The sequence below is a fragment of the Streptomyces capitiformicae genome (genome assembly GCF_002214185.1).
Taxonomy (GTDB): Bacteria; Actinomycetota; Actinomycetes; order Streptomycetales; family Streptomycetaceae; genus Streptomyces; species Streptomyces capitiformicae.
On record NZ_CP022161.1, the window covers coordinates 8,430,576 to 8,448,593 of the forward strand.

Annotated in this window: 16 protein-coding genes and 3 pseudogenes; 12 read left to right on the forward strand and 7 right to left on the reverse strand. The window is 70.8% G+C overall.

The window, feature by feature from the left end; all coding sequences use genetic code 11:
- Nucleotides 1-151 precede the first annotated feature (151 nt).
- Nucleotides 152-496, forward strand: coding sequence for a hypothetical protein (locus tag CES90_RS37900; RefSeq protein ID WP_189783982.1), 345 nt, complete (start codon nt 152-154; stop codon nt 494-496).
- Here CES90_RS37900 and CES90_RS50435 read toward each other — a convergent pair.
- A pseudogene (locus CES90_RS50435) lies at nt 493-1,130 on the reverse strand (helix-turn-helix transcriptional regulator); the annotation flags it as partial. The gene CES90_RS37900 and the pseudogene CES90_RS50435 overlap by 4 nt on opposite strands.
- 73 nt (nt 1,131-1,203) lie before the next feature.
- Between CES90_RS50435 and CES90_RS37910 the strand changes: the two are divergent.
- Nucleotides 1,204-1,614: a VOC family protein gene (locus CES90_RS37910; protein WP_189783981.1), complete on the forward strand. Its 411-nt coding sequence runs from the start codon at nt 1,204-1,206 to the stop codon at nt 1,612-1,614.
- A 310-nt stretch (nt 1,615-1,924) separates the two neighbouring features.
- Here CES90_RS37910 and CES90_RS37920 read toward each other — a convergent pair whose 3' ends face one another.
- Complete coding sequence (locus tag CES90_RS37920) at nt 1,925-2,128, reverse strand: cold-shock protein (RefSeq protein ID WP_086605444.1); 204 nt, start codon at nt 2,126-2,128, stop codon at nt 1,925-1,927.
- Nucleotides 2,129-2,598: 470 nt separating this feature from the next.
- Between CES90_RS37920 and CES90_RS37925 the strand changes: the two genes are divergently transcribed.
- The 4 genes from CES90_RS37925 to CES90_RS37940 all read left to right on the forward strand — a co-directional run bounded on the left by CES90_RS37925 (nt 2,599) and on the right by CES90_RS37940 (nt 6,736).
- A complete protein-coding gene (locus tag CES90_RS37925) occupies nt 2,599-3,477 on the forward strand; it encodes a universal stress protein (RefSeq protein WP_189783980.1) in 879 nt (292 codons plus the stop codon).
- Between the two features lie 602 nt (nt 3,478-4,079).
- Entirely contained in the window at nt 4,080-4,232 is a 153-nt protein-coding gene (locus tag CES90_RS37930) for a hypothetical protein (protein WP_208921534.1), read from the forward strand.
- Between the two features lie 308 nt (nt 4,233-4,540).
- Nucleotides 4,541-5,242, forward strand: a complete 702-nt coding sequence (locus CES90_RS37935) for a hypothetical protein (RefSeq protein WP_208921535.1) — start codon at nt 4,541-4,543, stop codon at nt 5,240-5,242.
- Between the two features lie 327 nt (nt 5,243-5,569).
- Nucleotides 5,570-6,736, forward strand: a complete 1,167-nt coding sequence (locus CES90_RS37940; protein ID WP_189783979.1) for an alkaline phosphatase PhoX — start codon at nt 5,570-5,572, stop codon at nt 6,734-6,736.
- A gap of 214 nt (nt 6,737-6,950) precedes the next feature.
- Here CES90_RS37940 and CES90_RS37945 read toward each other — a convergent pair whose 3' ends face one another.
- Entirely contained in the window at nt 6,951-7,361 is a 411-nt protein-coding gene (locus CES90_RS37945; protein ID WP_189783978.1) for a hypothetical protein, read from the reverse strand.
- Nucleotides 7,362-7,594: 233 nt separating this feature from the next.
- Here CES90_RS37945 and CES90_RS37950 point away from each other — a divergent pair, with 233 nt between their 5' ends.
- From CES90_RS37950 to CES90_RS50440, 3 genes and pseudogenes are all read left to right on the forward strand, one after another.
- Nucleotides 7,595-7,978 (forward strand): cation:proton antiporter regulatory subunit, encoded by a 384-nt coding sequence (locus tag CES90_RS37950; protein ID WP_229913925.1) that lies wholly within the window; start codon nt 7,595-7,597, stop codon nt 7,976-7,978.
- The gene (locus CES90_RS37955; RefSeq protein ID WP_232791355.1) at nt 7,975-8,346 is read left to right on the forward strand and encodes an RICIN domain-containing protein; all 372 of its coding nucleotides are present in this window, start codon (nt 7,975-7,977) and stop codon (nt 8,344-8,346) included. Before CES90_RS37950 ends, CES90_RS37955 begins: the two co-directional genes overlap by 4 nt.
- Nucleotides 8,347-8,410: 64 nt before the next feature.
- Nucleotides 8,411-8,485, forward strand: a pseudogene (locus CES90_RS50440) (hypothetical protein); the annotation flags it as partial.
- Between the two features lie 239 nt (nt 8,486-8,724).
- On the opposite strand, the gene CES90_RS37960 reads toward CES90_RS50440, so the two are convergent.
- The 3 genes from CES90_RS37960 to CES90_RS37970 are packed head-to-tail and all read right to left on the reverse strand — an operon-like array spanning nt 8,725 to nt 12,465.
- Entirely contained in the window at nt 8,725-9,786 is a 1,062-nt protein-coding gene (locus tag CES90_RS37960; protein WP_189783977.1) for an ABC transporter ATP-binding protein, read from the reverse strand.
- Complete coding sequence (locus CES90_RS37965) at nt 9,783-11,384, reverse strand: ABC transporter permease (protein ID WP_189783976.1); 1,602 nt, start codon at nt 11,382-11,384, stop codon at nt 9,783-9,785. The genes CES90_RS37960 and CES90_RS37965 overlap by 4 nt, the downstream gene beginning before the upstream one ends.
- A 34-nt stretch (nt 11,385-11,418) precedes the next feature.
- Nucleotides 11,419-12,465 (reverse strand): iron ABC transporter substrate-binding protein, encoded by a 1,047-nt coding sequence (locus CES90_RS37970; protein ID WP_189783975.1) that lies wholly within the window; start codon nt 12,463-12,465, stop codon nt 11,419-11,421.
- 173 nt (nt 12,466-12,638) lie between these two features.
- On the opposite strand from CES90_RS37970, the gene CES90_RS37975 reads away from it, so the two are divergent.
- Nucleotides 12,639-15,353 (forward strand): AMP-binding protein, encoded by a 2,715-nt coding sequence (locus CES90_RS37975; protein WP_229913924.1) that lies wholly within the window; start codon nt 12,639-12,641, stop codon nt 15,351-15,353.
- Nucleotides 15,354-15,361: 8 nt separating this feature from the next.
- On the opposite strand, the pseudogene CES90_RS50445 reads toward CES90_RS37975, so the two are convergent.
- Nucleotides 15,362-15,505: pseudogene (locus tag CES90_RS50445) on the reverse strand (glutathione S-transferase family protein); the annotation flags it as partial.
- 288 nt (nt 15,506-15,793) lie between these two features.
- Between CES90_RS50445 and CES90_RS37980 the strand changes: the two are divergent.
- A complete protein-coding gene (locus tag CES90_RS37980; RefSeq protein ID WP_189783973.1) occupies nt 15,794-16,363 on the forward strand; it encodes a winged helix-turn-helix domain-containing protein in 570 nt (189 codons plus the stop codon).
- A gap of 13 nt (nt 16,364-16,376) precedes the next feature.
- A complete protein-coding gene (locus CES90_RS37985) occupies nt 16,377-17,606 on the forward strand; it encodes an acyl-CoA dehydrogenase family protein (protein WP_189783972.1) in 1,230 nt (409 codons plus the stop codon).
- Nucleotides 17,607-18,018 lie beyond the last annotated feature (412 nt).

The following is an 18,018-nucleotide window of genomic DNA, read 5'->3' on the forward strand; positions in this document are numbered from 1 at the left end:
CGTCAGCAACGACCTGGGGGTGCCGGCACGGCTCGTGGTTCTCCTTCGGGCCAGGATCATAAGCCTGGCTTCAGGGACTCCACGAAACTGGGGTCAGCTCACCATCGCGCTCGGCGCGACTCCTGCCACCGCGGCTGAGAACTGGGGCCCCGTGAGCACCAACTCCACCTGGAACTGCGGTGATTACGAGAACCACGTGGTGTCCAACAACGTCAGGTTCAAGACCTGCGTCGTCCACAACGCGAACGGCGACGCCCAGACCGTCCTGGTGGTGCAGAACAGGGCGAGCGTAGCGGTGGCGATCGAGGGCTGGCTCGAGTTCGAGGGAGCCGGGTCCGAATACACGGTCTTCTGCGCCCCGTCCCCACTCAACCCCGGTTACACGCACGGCTGTTACGGGCCCTCGGCCCAAGTCGGCAGCGCCGTCGCCAAGGGCAGGGCTCAGTTGGAGCTCAACGGCGTCTGGGACACCTACAGCCGGTATGTCTACAACTAGGCACCGTCGCAAGGCAGCACCTGAAACCGGTACTCCGTGGGCGGGAGCCCGTACGCGGGGCGGAAGGCGCGGGTGAAGTCGGAGGCGCGGGGGTAGCCCCAGCGGGCGGCGAGGGCATGGCCCGGCAGGCCGCGCAGCGCGGGGTCCGCCAGGTCACGGCGGGCGCCTTCGAGGTGTCGGCCGCGGATCCAGGCGCCGACCGTCTCGCCGGGCGACTCCTGCTGGAAGATCCGATGCAGGTAGCTGAGGGAGATGTGATGCGCGGCGGCGACCACAGGCGGCGCGAGCTCCGGGTCGTGCAGGTTCTGCCGGATGAACGACCGAACGCGCTCGGCCGTCCCTCGCTGCCGGGTCTCCTCCGGCAGGGCCCGCTCCATCTCCAGTACCTCGGCGAGCCAGGCCGACACCAGACTGAGTACGACCGTACCCAGCCGCGTAGCGTCGGCCGGACGGAGGGCGTCGGCCGGACGGAGGGCGTCGGCCGGACGGAGGGCGTCGGCCGGACGGAGGGCGTCGGCCGGACGGAGGGCGTCGGCCTGGCGGTCCAGGCCGACAAGAAACTCGGTGAGCAGTGCGCTGCGCCTTTCGTTCCCCGCAGACCCCGGCCCAGCAACTCGCGCACCTGATGCGTTGGCTCCTGCGCATACGCCAACGGCTAGGGCCTGTCTCAAAGTCCGGCTCATTTGATCTTGTGGCAAGATCGCGGGATGCTACGACTAACCGACTTCATCATCGATTGCCCGGACACGATGAAGCTGGCAGCCTTCTACTCCGAGGTGACGGGGCTCCCGGTCAAGGAGGGCAGTAACGAGAACTGGGCCGGTATCCAGTTCGGCGACATCGAACTGGCCTTCATCCAGGTGGAGGACTATCGCGCCCCGCAGTGGCCCGACAGCGAGCACCCCAAGCAGTTCCACCTCGACTTCGAAGTCGACGACATCGAGGCCGAACAGCGCCGCGTCCTGGCCCTCGGCGCGACCCTGCAGCGGGACTGCACCGACCCCGACGGCTACGGCTTCCGCGTCTACGCCGACCCCATCGGCCACCCCTTCTGCCTCTGCCGCAACAAGGGTGTCATCTGGACCGATCAGGGCCTGATCTGGCCCAAGCGCGACTAGGGCGTGTTTCGGAGTGAGCTGAGCGGCGGCGTGTCCTGATCGGGAAGGAGTGAGGTCTCCGGAGGGATATTCCTCCCGCGCCATCCGCGCCCACCTGCGGCGGCGCCAGATCGCCTGCACCATTCCCGAGCCTGCCGACCAGGCCGGTCACTGCCGCAGGCGCGGCAGCCGTGGCGGCCGCCCGCCCGGTAGACGCTGTTGCCGCACGCCGGGACACTTCGGCCGGATCGGCGAGTTCGGCCCTGAACTCGCCGGCCAACTGGGCCCGGCTCCCGAAGTCGGGAAGCCGGGCCTTGTTGAGGCGGCTCGATCAGGCGGGGCGGATATTCTCCGCCTGCGGGCCCTTCTGGCCCTGGGTGACGTCGAACTCGACCTTCTGGCCCTCGTGCAGCTCGCGGTAACCCTGGCTGGCGATGTTGGAGTAGTGGGCGAAGACGTCGGGGCCGCCGCCCTCCTGCTCGATGAAGCCGAAGCCCTTCTCGCTGTTGAACCACTTGACGGTGCCCTTGGCCATGACTGTCTCCTTCGAGAGGAACCGGGCCCGCGCCCTGCGCGCCCGGGAGGTGATCGCCCTGGTCCGGAGAGGCGCTGAACAGCAAGAACGCCCGTGATTGCGAATCACGGGCGAACGGGACTTCGGAACCACGACTGCTGAATCACCACGCTATACCTGCGGGACGGCAACCGCTATCGATGATGCGGCGGCAGCAACGCCCGGGCTGTCGGTGCACGCCCCGTCATCGGCCACCGGCTACCGTCGCCGAGTGTGTTTACGCCACCCATGCGCGGCTCCAGGCCAAGGCGTGCGTCAGCACACACCTGGCCGCGCTTGTTCCCGGGCCGCGATCGTTGATCCCCGGGACGGCGTGCGGGGCTGCGAAGGCGGCTGGGACGGTGGCGCCGGTCTTGGGAGCGAGAGAGCCTGGGAGAACAGGACGCCGGGTCGGAACCCGCGTCGGCGCCGCGTGAGGAGAACGAAGCGCTATGTCCGCGCCAGTGGTGGTGGGGGTGGACGGCTCGCCCTCCGCGCTGGCCACCGTGGAGGCCGCGGCACGCGAGGCGGGGATGAGGGGCGCGGAGCTGCGCGTGGTGCATGCCTTCCTATGGCCCGCCCTTCACGTTCCACCCGGCGGGTCGCCTCTGGGCCCGCCCGCGGGAGCCGTATGGGAATCGGTCGAGGGCCTGCTCGCGGAAGCCGTCGAACGAGCCCTGGCTGCTGCGCCCGGAGTGGTGGTCGGCCACGCGGTCATCGCGGGGGAGGCAGGCGGAGCCCTGGAAGCCGAGTCGAGGACAGCGCGGCTGATGGTGGTGGGCCATCGCGGCTCGGGCGGTCTCGCGGGGCTGCTGGGATCGACCGCGGTCCACCTGGCCGCTCACAGCCACTGCCCTGTGATGGTGGTGCGTGAACGGATGCGGGAGGACGGGCCGGTGCTGGTGGCGGTGGACGATTCTCCCCAGGCTCGGGCTGCGATCGCGTTCGCCTTCGACGAGGCCGCCCTGCGCGGCACGGACCTGATCGCGCTGCACGCCTGGACAACGTGGAGCGACCACAGTGACGCACGCCCGGCGAACCTCGTGGACCTGATCGGTGACGTGGAGCGACTGCAGGCAGAGGAAGAGCGAATGCTGACCGATGCCCTGTCCGGGCACAGGGAGGACCACCCGGATGTAACCGTCCATGAGCGTGTCGTGCGTGGCCGTACGCGGCACACGCTGATCGAGGCGAGTGGCGGCGCCCAGCTGATGGTGATCGGTGCGCGCGGACGCGGCGGATTCGCCGGACTGCTGCTGGGGTCGGTCAGTCATGCCGTACTCCATCATGCGCACTGCCCGGTCACCGTGGTCCGCTCCGACCTGCCGTGACGCCCGGCCTTTCGAGCCGCGCGGTGTCCCGGCGGTTGGGGCTGGTTTCTTCTGCTGACAGATCTCCTGTGCTCGGTCCGCCGACGGCAGGGGACAGGTCCGGGCGGCGGCGGCACAGGACACCGCGCCGAAGCGGGAACCAGGGGCGGCGTCCGGTCGCAAGGCGGCGCGGGCAGCGAGACAAGTGGCAACGGAAGCGCAGCCATCCGGTCCCGGCCGACCGGGCACCAGTCCCGGGTTCGGCTGCGGGCGGCCGGGGCCGAAGTCATGCGGACCACGCGCGGGGCAGGCAGACGACGGGGGTGCGCCTGCCTGCCCCTGCGACGAGTACCCGCTCACGGGGGGAAAGCGGGCCTCACAGAGCCGCCCTCGCGGCCCAACTGCTACAGCGCGCCGGGCGCTGCGGATGTCACACCTGGACCGTGGGCCGAGGGCAGGGCCGATCGCGAAGAAGCTGTCTCACATGGCCTGCCCGCTCGCGCCGCCTGTGGGTGGTTGCCGCGCGAGCTCGCGGAGCGCACACCGCCACGGCGGGAACGCCATGTCGACCTGCTGCGGGCACTCGCCATCCTCATCGTGGTGCTCGGCCACTGGATGGTCTCGTGGTCACCGGCGGGGCCCTCGGCGTGGACGGCTTCAGCGCCCTGGAAGTGCTGCCGTTCGCCAACGCCGCCTCGCCGGCCTCGCACACCCGCGGGGACGGCGGGGACTGGCTGCTCGACCGCAGCGCACGCTCGTACGGCCGACGACCATGAGGGCGGCCCGCGCGCCCATGCTGCTGGTGACGCCTGCCACGACTGCACTGATCGCCCGGCTGGCGGGCGTCGATCCCGTTCAGGTGGGCCGGGCGGTGTGGCCGGCCTCCATCCCGCTGTGGTTCCTGCTCGTCTATCTCGTGGTGGTTTTCCTGACGTGGGACTGGTCGCCGCGGGGGGCCTGGCGTGGCTGGCCTTCGACACGTCGACGCTGCAACCGGGCAACTACCTGTTCACCTGGCCGGCGGTGCACCAGATCGGCTTCGCCCGGCAGGACGGGATGCCACCGGCCCGGCCCAGGGGGGGCCGTGCCACTGCTGATGGGCGGGGCCGCGGTGGCGGTGCTGCTCACGGTGGCCGGCCCGTACCCGATCAGCATGGTCGACGTTCCCGGCACGTCGTTGCGCACCCTCTCGCCGCCGACGCTCGCGCTGCTCGCGTTGGCCACGGCCCAGCTCGGGCTGGTGCTGCTGCTGCGCGACGCAGCGGAGCGGCGACTGCGACGGCTCGGGCCGGATGGCCGTGATCGCCGTGAACTCGGTGTTCCTGACCGTGCTGCTGTGGCACATGAGCGCGTTCGTGCTCGTCGCCGTGGCCGTGGCCGTGGCCGTGGCCGTGGACGACTCCGGCCTGTTCCCGCTGCCCCACCCCCCGGCGACACAGAAGCGTGGCTGCTGTGGAAGCTGCCATGGCCGGTCATGCTCTTCACCATGCTCGGCGCGTTGGTCACGTTCTTCGGCCGGGTCGAGAGGCGCAGCCTGCGACGCGGCGCCACGACCTCCCGCAGTCGGTGGACGCCGAGCGTGCTCGGCCGGCCAAGGCTGCTGCGCGCCACCGCGACCACCGTCGGCTACGCCGCCTCCGTGCTCGGTCTGCTCGGTGTGACCGCCGCCGGGCCGGCCGAGCACGGCCCGCTGGGGCTGCCGACCGCGGCCCTGGCTACCTTCCTGGCCGGCGCGGCCCTACTCCACGCGGCCGGCGCAGCGCGACCGCCGGGTCGACACGCCTGACGCACGGCGGAGCCACAATTCCGTGGCAGCACCCGCAGTCACATCGCCAACGGCCCTCGGTCCAGGGCTCCTTGCCCTGGTTCCGACAAGGAACCTCCACCACTTGGCCCGCAAGGGTTCCCTGATCATTCATTTGGTGGCGGACCGATCGTTTCTGCACCGAATCTACTCACCGGTCGGCCAGGAAGAGTTGGCCGAAGGGAGCCTGATCCTCCGCTGCCAGGGGCCCTACGGTCCCTGTGACCAGTCGGCGGCGCTCAACAAGTCATCGTTCGCCCTTCTTTGTTCGCCCTTCTTTGTTCGCCCTTCTTTGATGAAGGAGTAGCTGTGGAACGTCGTAACTTCCTGCGTGGTGCAGTGTTCGGCACCTCGGCCGCCGTCTTCGGCGGCACCCTCATGCAGGGTGCCGCCTACGCGGCCCCGGCCCAGAACGGCGTCAGCCCGTACGGTGGCCTGCTGGCCGCCGACACCAATGGGATCATGCTGCCCAGCGGGTTCACCAGCAGAGTCATCGCCCGCTCCAGCCAGACGGTCCCCGGCACCTCGTACACCTGGCACGGCGCCCCCGACGGCGGCGCCTGCTTCGCCGACGGCACCGGCTGGATCTACGTCTCCAACTCGGAGATCTCCTCCACCGGCGGCGCGGGCGCCGTCAAGTTCAACTCCTCGGGTTCCATCACCGGTGCCTACCGCATCCTGTCCAACACCAACCGCAACTGCGCGGGCGGTGCCACCCCGTGGAACACCTGGCTGTCCTGTGAGGAGGTCAGCCGCGGTTACGTCTACGAGACCGACCCGTGGGGCGTGAAGGCCGCCGTCCGCCGCGACGCGATGGGCCGTTTCAAGCACGAGGCGGCCGCCGCCGACCCGGTGCGCAAGGTGATCTACCTGACCGAGGACGAGTCGGACGGCTGCTTCTACCGGTTCATCCCCACCACCTGGGGCGACCTTTCCTCCGGCACCCTCCAGGTGCTCGTCGCCGGCACCGCCGCCTCCGGCTCCTTCACCTGGACGAACGTGCCCGACCCGGACGGCTCCCCCACCTACACCCGCGACCAGGTCTCCGGCGCCAAGATCTTCAACGGCGGCGAGGGCTGCCACTACGCGGGCGACACCGTCTGGTTCACCACCAAGGGCGACGGCCGCGTCTGGCAGCTCAACCTGCTCAACAGCACCTATGAACTCGCCTACGACGACAGCCTGGTCACCAACGGCACGGCACCGCTGACCGGCGTCGACAACGTCACCGGCAGCTCATCGGGCGACCTGTTCGTCGCCGAGGACGGCGGCAACATGGAGATCTGCATCATCACCCCCGACGACATCGTCGCCCCCTTCCTGCGGATCACCGGCCAGTCCAGCTCGGAAATCTGCGGCCCGGCGTTCTCCCCCGACGGCAAGCGGCTGTACTTCTCCAGCCAGCGCGGCACGTCCGGCAGCTCCTCCGGCGGCATCACCTACGAGGTCACCGGCCCCTTCCGTACCACCGCCTGATCGCAACCCGGTGGCGGTTGGGGCGACGCTGCGTCGCCCCAACCGCCATTGGCCTGTCACCCAGCGACACCCGCCCACGCGTTCGCACCGGGAGCCGGCGACTCGCCGCGGTCGGCCGCGGTCATGGCGTCGGTGACCTTCGTATCGTGGGCGGCGTGCCCGATGGTTCGCTGACCCGCCGGCCGGGTCCAGGGATTGCAGCTGAGCCCGGGGGTCAGTCTCCCAAAACCCTCTCGGTCAGGCGGCGATAGGCGGCACGAGCATGAATGAGGCGTGCTGCGCCTGTTCCGACGACGGCGGCGGTGAACAGGCAGGCGAGCCAGAATGTGTCACGCGTACCGGCCCAGGTGAGGGTACCGGCAGGCGGAATGGCGAAGCCGTTGAGGAAGAGCCAGCACATGACGGCCGTGCCGGGGGCCGCGGTGAAGCGGGCGCACAGGCCCAGCAGCGCGGCCAGCAGGGAGAGCACGGCCAGGGCGAGTGAGGGCCGGTCCGGACCCACCAGGGTGTTGAGGAGTGCCACCAGCAGCAGCGCGCCGCCGAAGGCCGCGGCCCACACCAGGGGCGTGGCCAGGGGTCGGGGGACGGGCTTCGCCCCGGTGCTGAGAGACACCCACTCGATCATGCTCACCGTTTCCTTCCGGTCTCCCCGGCCTCAGCAACGGGACGCGCGCGGGTCATCCCTGCGGTCCCGCCACCAAGGAGCCTGACGGGGATTGTCCACCCACTCCGCCCGGGAGGGTGCTGCCGTCGGTCGTGACCGGGCGCTCGTCAGGGTGTCATTGAAGAAAGCCCGGAGAAACACCGGAACCAGACAGAGGGACAGTTGTGCGTGCTCCACGTCTGAGCAGTGCGCCATTGCCCGGGATCGGGGTCCGCTACGACCTCACCACGCGGGAGCAGCGCCGCCTGTCGGTGGTCGCGCACCGGGGCGGTACACGGACCCTGAGCGCCTACCGCGAGCACGATCCGGACGCGTGCGACCTGTCGGTGCGCCTGACCTCCGGTGAGGCGGCGACCCTCGTCGATGCTCTGATGCCGGCGCATCACAGCCCGAACCTGCTGTCCACGACCGACCTGGGGCTGGTGGCCGAGCGGATCGAGTTGTCCGCCACGTCGCACTGGAACGGGCGGCTGCTGGGTGAGGCGCGGATGCGCACCGAGACCGGCATGTCCATCGTGGTCGTGCTGCGCCGCGCTGAAGCCATCCCCTCCCCGGCCCCGGACTTCCGGCCTGGGTGACCGTCACCGGTGTGCCCTCCGGGGCCTGGGCGTCCATCCGCAGTCTGGAGGTCTACGACCGGCCCTTCGCTGCTGACCTGGGCACGTACAGGGTGGTCAACCGCAAGAGCGGCAAGGTGCTGGACGTCAGCGGAGCCTCCGGCGCCGACGGCGCGGCCGTCATCCAGTGGCCGTCGACCGGCGGTACCAACCAGCAGTGGAAGCTGCTGCCGAACATCGACGGCTCATACCGGCTGGCCAACGTCCGCAGCGGCAAGGTCCTGGACAGTCCCGGCGGCTCCGCCGAGGGCGCGGCCCTCGACCAGTGGACCGATACCGACAGCAGCAACCAGTGGTGGAACCTGGTCCCCGCGTCAAGCGGCTACTAGCGGCTACTAGCGGCTCGTCAACGTCGGCAACGGCTGGTGCGCCGATGTCAAGGACGCCTCCACCGCTGACGGCGCCACGGTCATCCAGTGGCCCAACACCGGCCAAGCCAACCAGGAATGGCAGGTCATCGCGCTGTAGGCGGCGATGCCCGAGAGGGCCGGTGCCGCGCCGCACCGGCCCTCGGCCTCCCCTCCCTCCGGCCGCCACGCGGCACTCGACTCCTGTGGAGCCGACGAAGCGCACGGCGCCCCGCAACAGCCGCAGCAGCGACTCGCGGATGACCAGCTCGACCGCACGCCCCCGCCAGGACGTCCACGAGCGCTCGATGCGCTCCAGGGCCAGAGCACCCCGACCGCGCTCGACGAGAGGGGTCCTGACTACGGATGGAGCGTGGCCTCGCCCGTCACGCGGATGCCGATCTCCTGGCCGGGGCCCAGGACCGGCGGCAGGCCGGTGACACGGACCTCCACCGGATGGTCGAGGTCCGGTACGGCCACGGTCACCTTGGCGTCGTGGCCGTAGAAGCACACGTCGGTCACCGTGCCCGGCACCGTCCCGGCCGTGCCCGGGTCGGCCAGCCGGAGTTGTTCGGGGCGCAGCACCACCGTGCCCGTGCGCGGTCTGTCCGGTGGTTCGGCCAGCGCCACGGTGCCCAGTGGTGTGGTGGCGGTGGAGCCGCTGTTCCCGACCGTTCCGGAGAGGAGTACGGCATCGCCGACGAAACCGGCGACCCAGGGGTCGGCGGGGCGCAGGTAGAGGTTCTGTGGGGTGTCGCATTGGGCGATGCGGCCCTGTCGTACGACGGCGACGAGGTCGGCGGTGGACAGTGCCTCCTGCTGGTCGTGGGTGACCAGGAGTGCCGTGGCTCCGGTGGTCCGCAGGGCAGCCCGTACGTCCGCGCGTACCCCGGCGCGCAGCGCGCTGTCGAGGGCGTTGAACGGCTCGTCGAGCAGGACGAGCGCGGGGCGCGGAGCGAGTGCTCTGGCCAGGGCGATGCGTTGCTGCTGTCCTCCGGAGAGCTCGTGCGGCATCCGGTCGCCGTACCCGGCGAGTCCCACCAGATCGAGCATCTCCTCGGTCCTGCTGCGTCGCTCGGCCCGGTCGAGGCCGGTGAGGCCGAAGGCCACATTGCGGGTCACGCTCAGATGCGGGAAGAGCGCGCCCTCCTGCGGGACGATCCCGATGCGGCGCCGCTCCGGCGGCAGATGTACGCCGGGGCCGGTCAGGGTGCGTCCGTCGACGCTGACCGTGCCCATGTCCGCCTGCAGGAACCCGGCGATGATGCGCAGCAGGGTGGTCTTGCCGCAGCCGGAGGGTCCGAGCACGGCAACCAGCGCGCCGCCCGGCACCGTGAGGTCCAGCCCTTGGAGGACGGGGGCTTCAGGGCCGTAGGACTTGGTCAGTCGCTCGATGCGCAGCTCGTTGTGACGGTCGTTCATGTGCGGTGCCTGCCCAGGAGGTAGGAGGGGACGGCGGCGAGCAGGATGAGGGTGGCGGCGTAGGGAGCGGCGGCCGCGAAGGATCCGGCTCCGGTCTCGGTCCACAGCCGGGTGGCCAGGGTGTCCATGCCGGTGGGGCGCAGCAGCAGCGTCGCGGGCAGTTCCTTCATGCAGACCACGAAGGTGAGCGCGGCACCGGCGGCCACACCCGGTGCTGCCAGTGGCACGGTGACCTCGCGCAGGACCCGCAGTGGCGACCTGCCCAGCGAGCGGGCCACGTCCTCCAGTACGGGTGGCGCCTGCAGCACGGCGGCCCGGGTGGCGGCGACGGCGACCGGCAGGAAGAGCACGGCGTACGCGCAGACCAGCAGCGGGAGTTGCTGGTAGAGCGGATAGGCGTAGCGCACCGCGAAGAAGACCAGCGAGAGGGCGACCGTGATGCCGGGCAGCGCGTGCCCCGCGTACGCCGCCTGTTCCAGCAGCTGCGCGCGCCTGCCCCGGTGCCGGGCGGCGATCACGCCGACCGGCAGGGCGAGGGCCGTGGTGAGGGCGGCGCCCGCGGCGGCGACCCCGAGGGTGGCCCAGGCGGTGTCCGCGAGGCCGGCCAGGTCCCAGGTGGCCGAGGTCCCCGCGGCCAGCCAGTAGCCGAGGGTGCCGAGCGGGAAGGCGAGTGCGACGGCCACCACCGCTCCGCACCAGAGCAGGGCGATGGGCTGCCGGCGCCCGAGGGGGAGTTGAACAGCCGGGCGGGCGGTGCCCGTTCCGGCCCTGGCGTGCCCGGCCCGGCCGCGGGTGCGGGCCTCGGCGGCGACCAGCGTCACCGTCATCACCACCAGCACGACGCTGAGCGCGGCGGCCGGGGTGCGGTCGAAGGATGCGCGGTAGGAGGTGTGGATGGCCCGGGTGAAGGTGTCGTACCGCATCAGCGACACGGCGCCGAAGTCGGAGAGCACGTACAGCGCGACGAGCAGTGCCCCGCCGGCGGCGGCCGGGCGCAGCTGCGGCAGCGTGACGCGGAGGAAGGTGCGCAGCGGCCCGTGACCGAGGGAGCGTGCGGCCTCCTCCTGTGCCGGGTCGATCCCGCGCAGCGCGGCCGCGACGGGCAGATGGACGTAAGGGAAGCTCACCAGGGTCAGCGCGAGGGCGGCCCCGCCGAAGCCGGCGGCCTGAGGCACGGCGGCCAGCCAGGCGAAGGCGGCGACGTAGCTGGGCACGGCGAGCGGCAGGGTGGCCAGCACCGACCAGGCGCGTGCCCCGGGCAGATCGGTGCGTACGGTCAGCCAGGCCAGGGAGATGCCGAGCACCAGGCAGGCCGCCACGACGACCGCCGTCAAGCCGAGGCTGCGGCCCAGGAGTTGGAGCGTGCGTTCGTCGGCGACGACGTCCCAGGCGTAGCCCGGCCCGCGTTCGAGGGCGCGGACGGCGAGATAGCCGAGCGGCAGCAGGGCGAACAGGGCGGCGATGCAGGCAGGGACGAGCAGGACCAGCGGGGGTCTGCGGCCGGAGCCGGCCGGGGCCCCGCGAGCCGTACGCAGGCGTCGGCGCCCGGCCGGAGCGGGTGCTCCGGCCGGGCGTGCCGCGGAGGAAGTTGTGGTCACGTGATGCTCACGGTTTCCGTCGGGCTCAAGCCGCTCAGACCAGTCCGACGTCCTGCAGCATGGCCAGAGTCTCCTGTAGGGATTCCAGCTTGCCGAGGTCGATGTCGGGGGACTGAAGGGAGTCGAACGGCGGCAGCCCCTCAACGGTGCTGGTCACGCCCGCGGCCAGCGGGTACTCCTTCGTCTTGTCCGCGAAGTACGTCTGCGCCTCCTTCGACAACAGGTAGTCGACGGCCTTCTGCGCGGTCTGGGTCTGGCCGCTGTCCTTCAGGATGCCCACGCCGGCCACGTTGATCAGCGCGCCGGGGTCCTTGCCGGGCAGGAAGTGCAGCTTGGCGCCCACCTTGTCCTCGCCCTTCTCGGCCACCCGCTCGTACCAGTAGTAGTGGTTGACCAGACCGAGGGAGACCTCGCCGGCCTCGACGGCGTCCAGGGTCGCGAGGTTGTGGGCGTAGGTCTTGGCGCCGTTGGCCTTCAGGTCCTCAAGCCACTTGCGGGTGGCTTCGTCGCCCTCCAGGACGCGCATGCCGGTGACGAACGCCTGGAAGGAGGCGTTGGTGGGCGCGAAGCCGACCTTGTCCTTCCACTCGGGCTTCACCACGTCGTGGACGCTGTCCGGGACGTCGTCCTCGGTGACCTTGTCCGGGTTGTACGCGATGACTCGCACGCGCCCCGACAGGCCCACCCAGTCGCCGGCGCCGCCCCGGTAGGCCGAGTCGACCTCGTCGAGGCTGGACTGCGGCAGCTTGGCCAGCATGCCCTCCTTGGAGAGGGCACCGAGCGCGCCCGCGTCCTGTGAGAGGAACAGCCCGGCCTTGGTGCCGTCGCCCTCCTCCAGTATCTGCGCGGCCAGTTCGGCGCTGTCGCCGTAGCGCACCTGGACCTCGGCGCCGACGGCCTTCTCCAGCTTGTCGAGGATCGGCTTGACCAACTTCTCGTTGCGGCCGGAGTAGATGACGAGGCCGGTGTCGCCGCCCTCCGAGCCGCTCTTGTCGTCGTCGGAGCCGCAGGCGGCAAGGGCGGGGAGCAGCAGACCGGCCGCGAGGAGCGCGGTGACCCGGCCAGCCAGGGGGCGTCGCATGTGGTGTGCCTTCCTGCGTGGCTCGCCGTGACGCCGCAGTTCGTCGTCGGTCAGCGAGCGGCGAAGTGATGCTTTCAAGCCAGCTGTGAACATGCTATGAATAAGGTAAAGCTTGCCTAACCGTCAAGGGATCTGTGCTGATGCGGACGCTGCCGCAGAAAGGTCGCGCGCGCGTGATAGACCCCGTCAGACCTCTCTCGGCCCCTTTCACCCTCCCCACGTCACGCACGACCTCGGTTCCCTTTCCGCGACGGCCCGTACGGCCGCGTGGTGTTCCGTTCGCACGGGACCTCGCGTCGTACGGTGACCGCACCGCGCTCATCACGCCTTCCGGCGAGCTCAGTTACCTGGCGCTCGCCGAGCGGGTCGCCGCCGCCGCCGAACGCCTCGGCCCCGCACGCCGCCTGGTCCTGCTGGCCGGGGCGAACCGGGCCGACGCCCTGGTCGTCCACCTCGCAGCCCTGTTCGCCGGCCACCCCGTCCTGCTCGTACCCGGCGACAGCGTCGGCACCATCGACGCCCTGACCGCCGCGTACGACCCGGATGTGGTCGCACGGCCGGACGGCCACGGCACCTGGGTGCTCGACGAACGGCGGCGCGAGAGCGCCCACACCCTCCACCCGGATCTCGCGCTGCTGCTCAGCACCTCCGGTTCCACCGGCTCCCCGAAACTGATCCGGCTCTCGCACGAGAACCTCCAGGCCAACGCCGAGTCCATCGCCGCCTACCTGGACATCCGCGACACCGACCGGGCCGCCACGACGCTGCCCATGCACTACTGCTACGGCCTGTCCGTCATCCACAGCCATCTGCTGCGCGGCGCCGGGCTGCTCCTCACCGAACGGTCAGTGGCCGACGCCGACTTCTGGGAGGAGTTCCGCGCCGCCCGCGGCACCTCGCTCGCCGGAGTGCCGTACACCTTCGACCTCCTCGACCGGATCGGCTTCGACCGGATGCGGCTGCCCCACCTGCGCTACGTCACCCAGGCCGGAGGCCGCCTGGCGCCCGAACGCGTCGCTCACTACGCCGAGTTGGGCCGCCGCGCGGGATGGGAGCTGTTCGTGATGTACGGGCAGACCGAGGCGACCGCCCGCATGGCGTATCTGCCCCCGGCGTTCGCGGCCGAGCGCCCGCAGGCCGTCGGAGTGCCGATCCCCGGCGGCTCCTTCCGGCTGAAGCCGGTGGACGGCATCGACGATCCGGACGCGGGCGAACTGGTCTACTCGGGCCCGAACGTCATGCTCGGGTACGCCGAGAGCCCGTCGGACCTCGCCCGGGGCCGGACGGTCGAGGAGTTGCACACCGGGGACATCGCCCGGCATGCTCCGGACGGGCTGTACGAGATCGTGGGGCGCCGCAGCCGGTTCACCAAGATCGTGGGCCTGCGGATAGACCCGCAGCGCGTCGAAGCGATCCTGGAAGGCCATGGCATACGTGCCCTGTGCGCGGGTGAGGACGACGCGCTGGCCGTGCTCGCGGCCCGCACCGCGGGTGTCGACGCGACACGCGTCCGGCGCCTGGTGGCGGACGGCTGCGGTCTGCCGCCGCGGGCGATACGGGTGCGGGTGGTCTCCGAGCTTCCCCGGCTCGCCTCGGGCAAGCCCGACTACCAGGCCGTACGCCGGCTGGTGCGCGAGGTGGAAGCGCCGCCGGCCGAGTCCGGCACCACCGCCGACGACCTGTGCGCGCTCTACGCGGAGATCCTCGACCGGAGCGACGTCACCGAGGACAGCAGCTTCGTGAGCCTGGGTGGCGACTCGCTGTCCTACGTCGAGATGTCACTGCGGCTGGAGCGGGCACTGGGCCGGCTGCCCGCCGACTGGCACACCACATCGATCCGGGAGCTGCGCCGGCACCGTGCCGCGCCGCTCCCGGCCGGGAGTACGCCCTCGCGGCGCGGGGTCCTGCGGCCTCTGGAGACCGGCATCGCCCTGCGGGCGATCGGGATCGTCCTGATCGTGGGCTCGCACATTCCCGTCTTCACCGTCCAGGGCGGCGCCCATGTACTGCTCGGCGTGGCCGGCTTCAACTTCGCCCGCTTCCAACTCTCCGCGCACGAGCGCCGGGAGCGCCTGCGGCGGATGTGCCGCAGCATCGCGCGCATCGCCGTACCGAGCATGCTGTGGATCACCTTCGCGCTGCTGCTGACCCGTGAGTACGACCTCGCCAACATCGTGCTGGCCAACAGCCTCTTCGAACAGGACAACTCCGGCCCGGAGTGGCGCTACTGGTTCGTCGAGGCGCTGGTCTACTTCCTGACCGGGCTGGCGATGCTCCTGGCGGTCCCCCTGCTGGACCGCGCGGAGCGGCGCAGCCCCTTCGGCTTCGCCCTGGCGCTGGTGGGCCTCGGCCTGGTCGGGCGCTACGACCCCTGGAGCCTCGCGCACATCCGCTACCACCTCAGCCCGACCGTCGTGTTCTTCCTGTTCGCGGTGGGCTGGGCAGCGGCGCGGGCACGCACAGCGGGACAGCGGCTGCTCCTGACCGCCGTTCTGCTGGTCAGCGTTCCGGGGCTGTTCCCCGGGGGACAGCCCCTGCGCACCACAATCGTCATTGGCGGCCTGCTCCTGCTGCTGTGGGTCCCGTCCCTGCCCAGCGTGGACCCGCTCAACCGGCTCGCGAGTGTTCTGGCGGGCAGCTCGCTGTACATCTATCTGACGCACTTCCAGGTCTACCCGTATGTACGCGACCACTCGCCGGTGCTGGCCCTGCTGGTCTGCCTGGTGTTCGGTGTGGCGTACGGGTCGGTGGCCACGCGTCTGACGCGCCGGCTCTTCCCTTCGCCCGGAACCTCGGCGAACGCCTCCGGCCAGGCGGAGCTGGACGGACGGAGGGGGAGAGCGTATTGCGGTTCCGTGCGGGCGTCCGGACGCTCCCGGGAGGGCTGAGCGGCCCCGTCCGCGATGTGAACCGCCCAGTCCAGAATCTGCACCGCCGCCCCCGCGACCTCCAGCCCCCGGCAGCGGGCATGGTGCCTGAGGGGGATGCCGTCCAGGTCGAGGTGGCCGCCGAAGGCGGGATGGGCGGCCAGGGGGCGTGAGCCCTTGTGAGCCGTTGTGAGCCCTTCCCCAGTTTTCCTATCGAATTACTAGGAAAACCTTGACGGCGTCCCGCGCGGATGCGCAGGATGATGCACATGTCCCGTACGCAGCAACGACTCGTTCGTCGTCGGCATGTCGACTTTGGTCACGTCGTCAGCGCCGCCTGCTGTCGCGCGTAAGGCACGCGGCTCACAGCGCCCGTGCCGCTCCGCTCCTTCTTTCCCCGGCGATCAGACGCCTTCACCACCGCGCCTGACGGCCCGACACACACCTGAGGGACAACCGCCATGACCACGGCACTTCCGGCCCAGGCCACTCCACACGATCCGCCCCTGTCCGACACGCGCCATCTCCGCCTGGTGGGCGACACCGCTCAGAGCGGTGCCGATGGACACACTTCCGCGCCGCTCGTCGGTTATCTCCTGCTCGTCCCCGAGGGCACCGATCCCGCCGAGCTCTTCGTCAAGGACAGGCCCCGGCCCGAGATCCGACCGGTCGTCTCCACGGACTCGGCCCCTGTCCGGCAGAGGGGAGACGACGTCGTCCGCATCGATCCCGCGCGCCATGTCGCCGAGGTGGACGGACGCGAACTCGACCTCACCTACCTGGAGTTCGAGCTGCTGGCGCATCTCGTTCTGCATCCCCACCAGGTGCATGCGCGCGATCGGCTGGTGACCGCCGTCTGGGGCTACGACCACATCGGCGACGGCCGCACCGTGGATGTCCACATCGCCCGCCTGCGCCGCAAGCTGGGCGAGGCCCACCGGCACCGGATCGTCACCGTACGACGCGTGGGCTACAAGTACGTGCCCGATCAGCGGGAAAGCCCCAACACCGCACCCTGCCACCGACCTTGAGGAGACCACCGCCATGGGCGTTGCCACCGCTCCGGCCGGCCCCGACGCGGAATACGACCGGACCGGGCCCGGCCGGGAGCACTGGCTGCGGGTGGCCCGTGAGATGGCGGACGACCTGGCCACGGACGCGGTGGCGCGGGAGCAGGCGGGCAAGGCCCCGTTCGACGAGGTGTCCCGGCTGCGCGAGGCGGGGCTCCTGACGCTCCTGGTACCGGCCGCGTCCGAAGGAGGCGGCGCGGCCTGGCCCACGGCCTACGCCGTTGTCCGGGAGATCGGCGCGGCCGACGGCGCGATCGGTCAACTGCTCGGCTGTCACTACTTCCTGTCGTGGAGCGCCCGCTTTTTCACGGAGCCCTCTCTCGCCGCCGAGGCCGAGCGGCGGTCGGCGGCGGGGCAGTGGTTGTGGGGTGGTGGATTAGCCCGTCAGGAACCGTCTCCGACGGTGGCCAGGACAGCCGCCGGCCTGGTGCTCGACGGCCGGCAGAGCTACACCACCGGGGTCCTGGTCGCCGACCGCCTCGCCGTGCGGGCCGTCCGGGCCGACACCGGCGAACCACTCGCCGTCATCGTCGACCCCACCCATCACGGCGTGCGGATCGACGACGACGCCGACACCTTCGGCCAGCGGCTCGCGGCCGGCGGAAGCGTGGAGTTCGACGCCGTGCCGGTGGCCTCCGACGACGTACTCGGCTCCCTGTCCGCGGACGAGGACGCCCTGTCCCCCTTGGCCGCCCTGGCATCTCCGGTCGGACGTCTCGTCTCCGTCCAACTCCTTCTCAGCATGGCCGAGGGAGTGCTCGCCGAAGCCCGTGAGTACAGCAGGACGGGCCACACACCCTGGCCCCCCGCCCGGCCGGTCGGCACTCCCCACGACTCGCAGGCGCTGACCGCCTACGGAGAACTCACCGTCCTCACCCGCTCCGCGTCCGCACTCACCGATCAGGCGCTGGAAGCCGTGCAGGGCGGGCTGACACGCGGCGACGACCTCACCTACGACGAGTACGCGGACATCTCCGTCCTGGCGGCCATGGCCGAAGCCGCCGCGTCCAGGGCCGCGCAGGAGTCCACCACCCGCGCCCTCGACATCATCGGCACCCGCTCCACCTCCTCGCGGCTGGGCTTCGACCGCTTCTGGCGCAACGCCCGGACCCACACCTTGTACGAGCCCGTCGCCCACCGACTCCGCGATGTCGGGGACTACTTCCTCAACGGAGCCCACCCTCCGTTCACCCTGCCCGCCTGAGCCGTGACACACCAGGGCACTCACCTCTGATCCCAAGAAGCGAGATGACGCCATCCATCATGTGAACACCCTCTTGGGGTGGGCGCCGCCTTCTGCCACTATCCCTAGCAACCAGGTAGGAAAACTAGGGAATGAGGGGTGTGGTCATGCGAACGCTCGACCGCGCAGTCCGCTTGCTCCCCCTCCTGACCTGGCGTCGCCACATCGACTTCGGCCGTACGGCCAGCGCCATCTGTCGGCCCGTCCGAGACCTCCGCAAGAGCTGACGCGCCGCCGCACCCGCTGACCGCACGCTTCAGGCGCGGCGCCGTGACGGACAGGCGCAACATCCACTCCCCCCACGATCCACTCCTCAGCCCGAGATGGCTTTGCCGTTGCCGAGGGCCGGCGAGTGGAGTGCTGGTGCGTGCCC

What these genes read in the sequence shown, in the direction of transcription:
- CES90_RS37980 (WP_189783973.1), top strand. Translation starts at nt 15,794, where the DNA reads ATGACCACGGCACTTCCGGCCCAGGCCACTCCACACGATCCGCCCCTG.
- CES90_RS37985 (WP_189783972.1), top strand. Translation starts at nt 16,377, where the DNA reads ATGGGCGTTGCCACCGCTCCGGCCGGCCCCGACGCGGAATACGACCGG.
- CES90_RS37945 (WP_189783978.1), bottom strand. Translation starts at nt 7,361, where the DNA reads ATGATCGAGTGGGTGTCTCTCAGCACCGGGGCGAAGCCCGTCCCCCGA.
- CES90_RS37910 (WP_189783981.1), top strand. Translation starts at nt 1,204, where the DNA reads ATGCTACGACTAACCGACTTCATCATCGATTGCCCGGACACGATGAAG.
- CES90_RS37925 (WP_189783980.1), top strand. Translation starts at nt 2,599, where the DNA reads ATGTCCGCGCCAGTGGTGGTGGGGGTGGACGGCTCGCCCTCCGCGCTG.
- CES90_RS37970 (WP_189783975.1), bottom strand. Translation starts at nt 12,465, where the DNA reads ATGCGACGCCCCCTGGCTGGCCGGGTCACCGCGCTCCTCGCGGCCGGT.
- CES90_RS37920 (WP_086605444.1), bottom strand. Translation starts at nt 2,128, where the DNA reads ATGGCCAAGGGCACCGTCAAGTGGTTCAACAGCGAGAAGGGCTTCGGC.
- CES90_RS37960 (WP_189783977.1), bottom strand. Translation starts at nt 9,786, where the DNA reads ATGAACGACCGTCACAACGAGCTGCGCATCGAGCGACTGACCAAGTCC.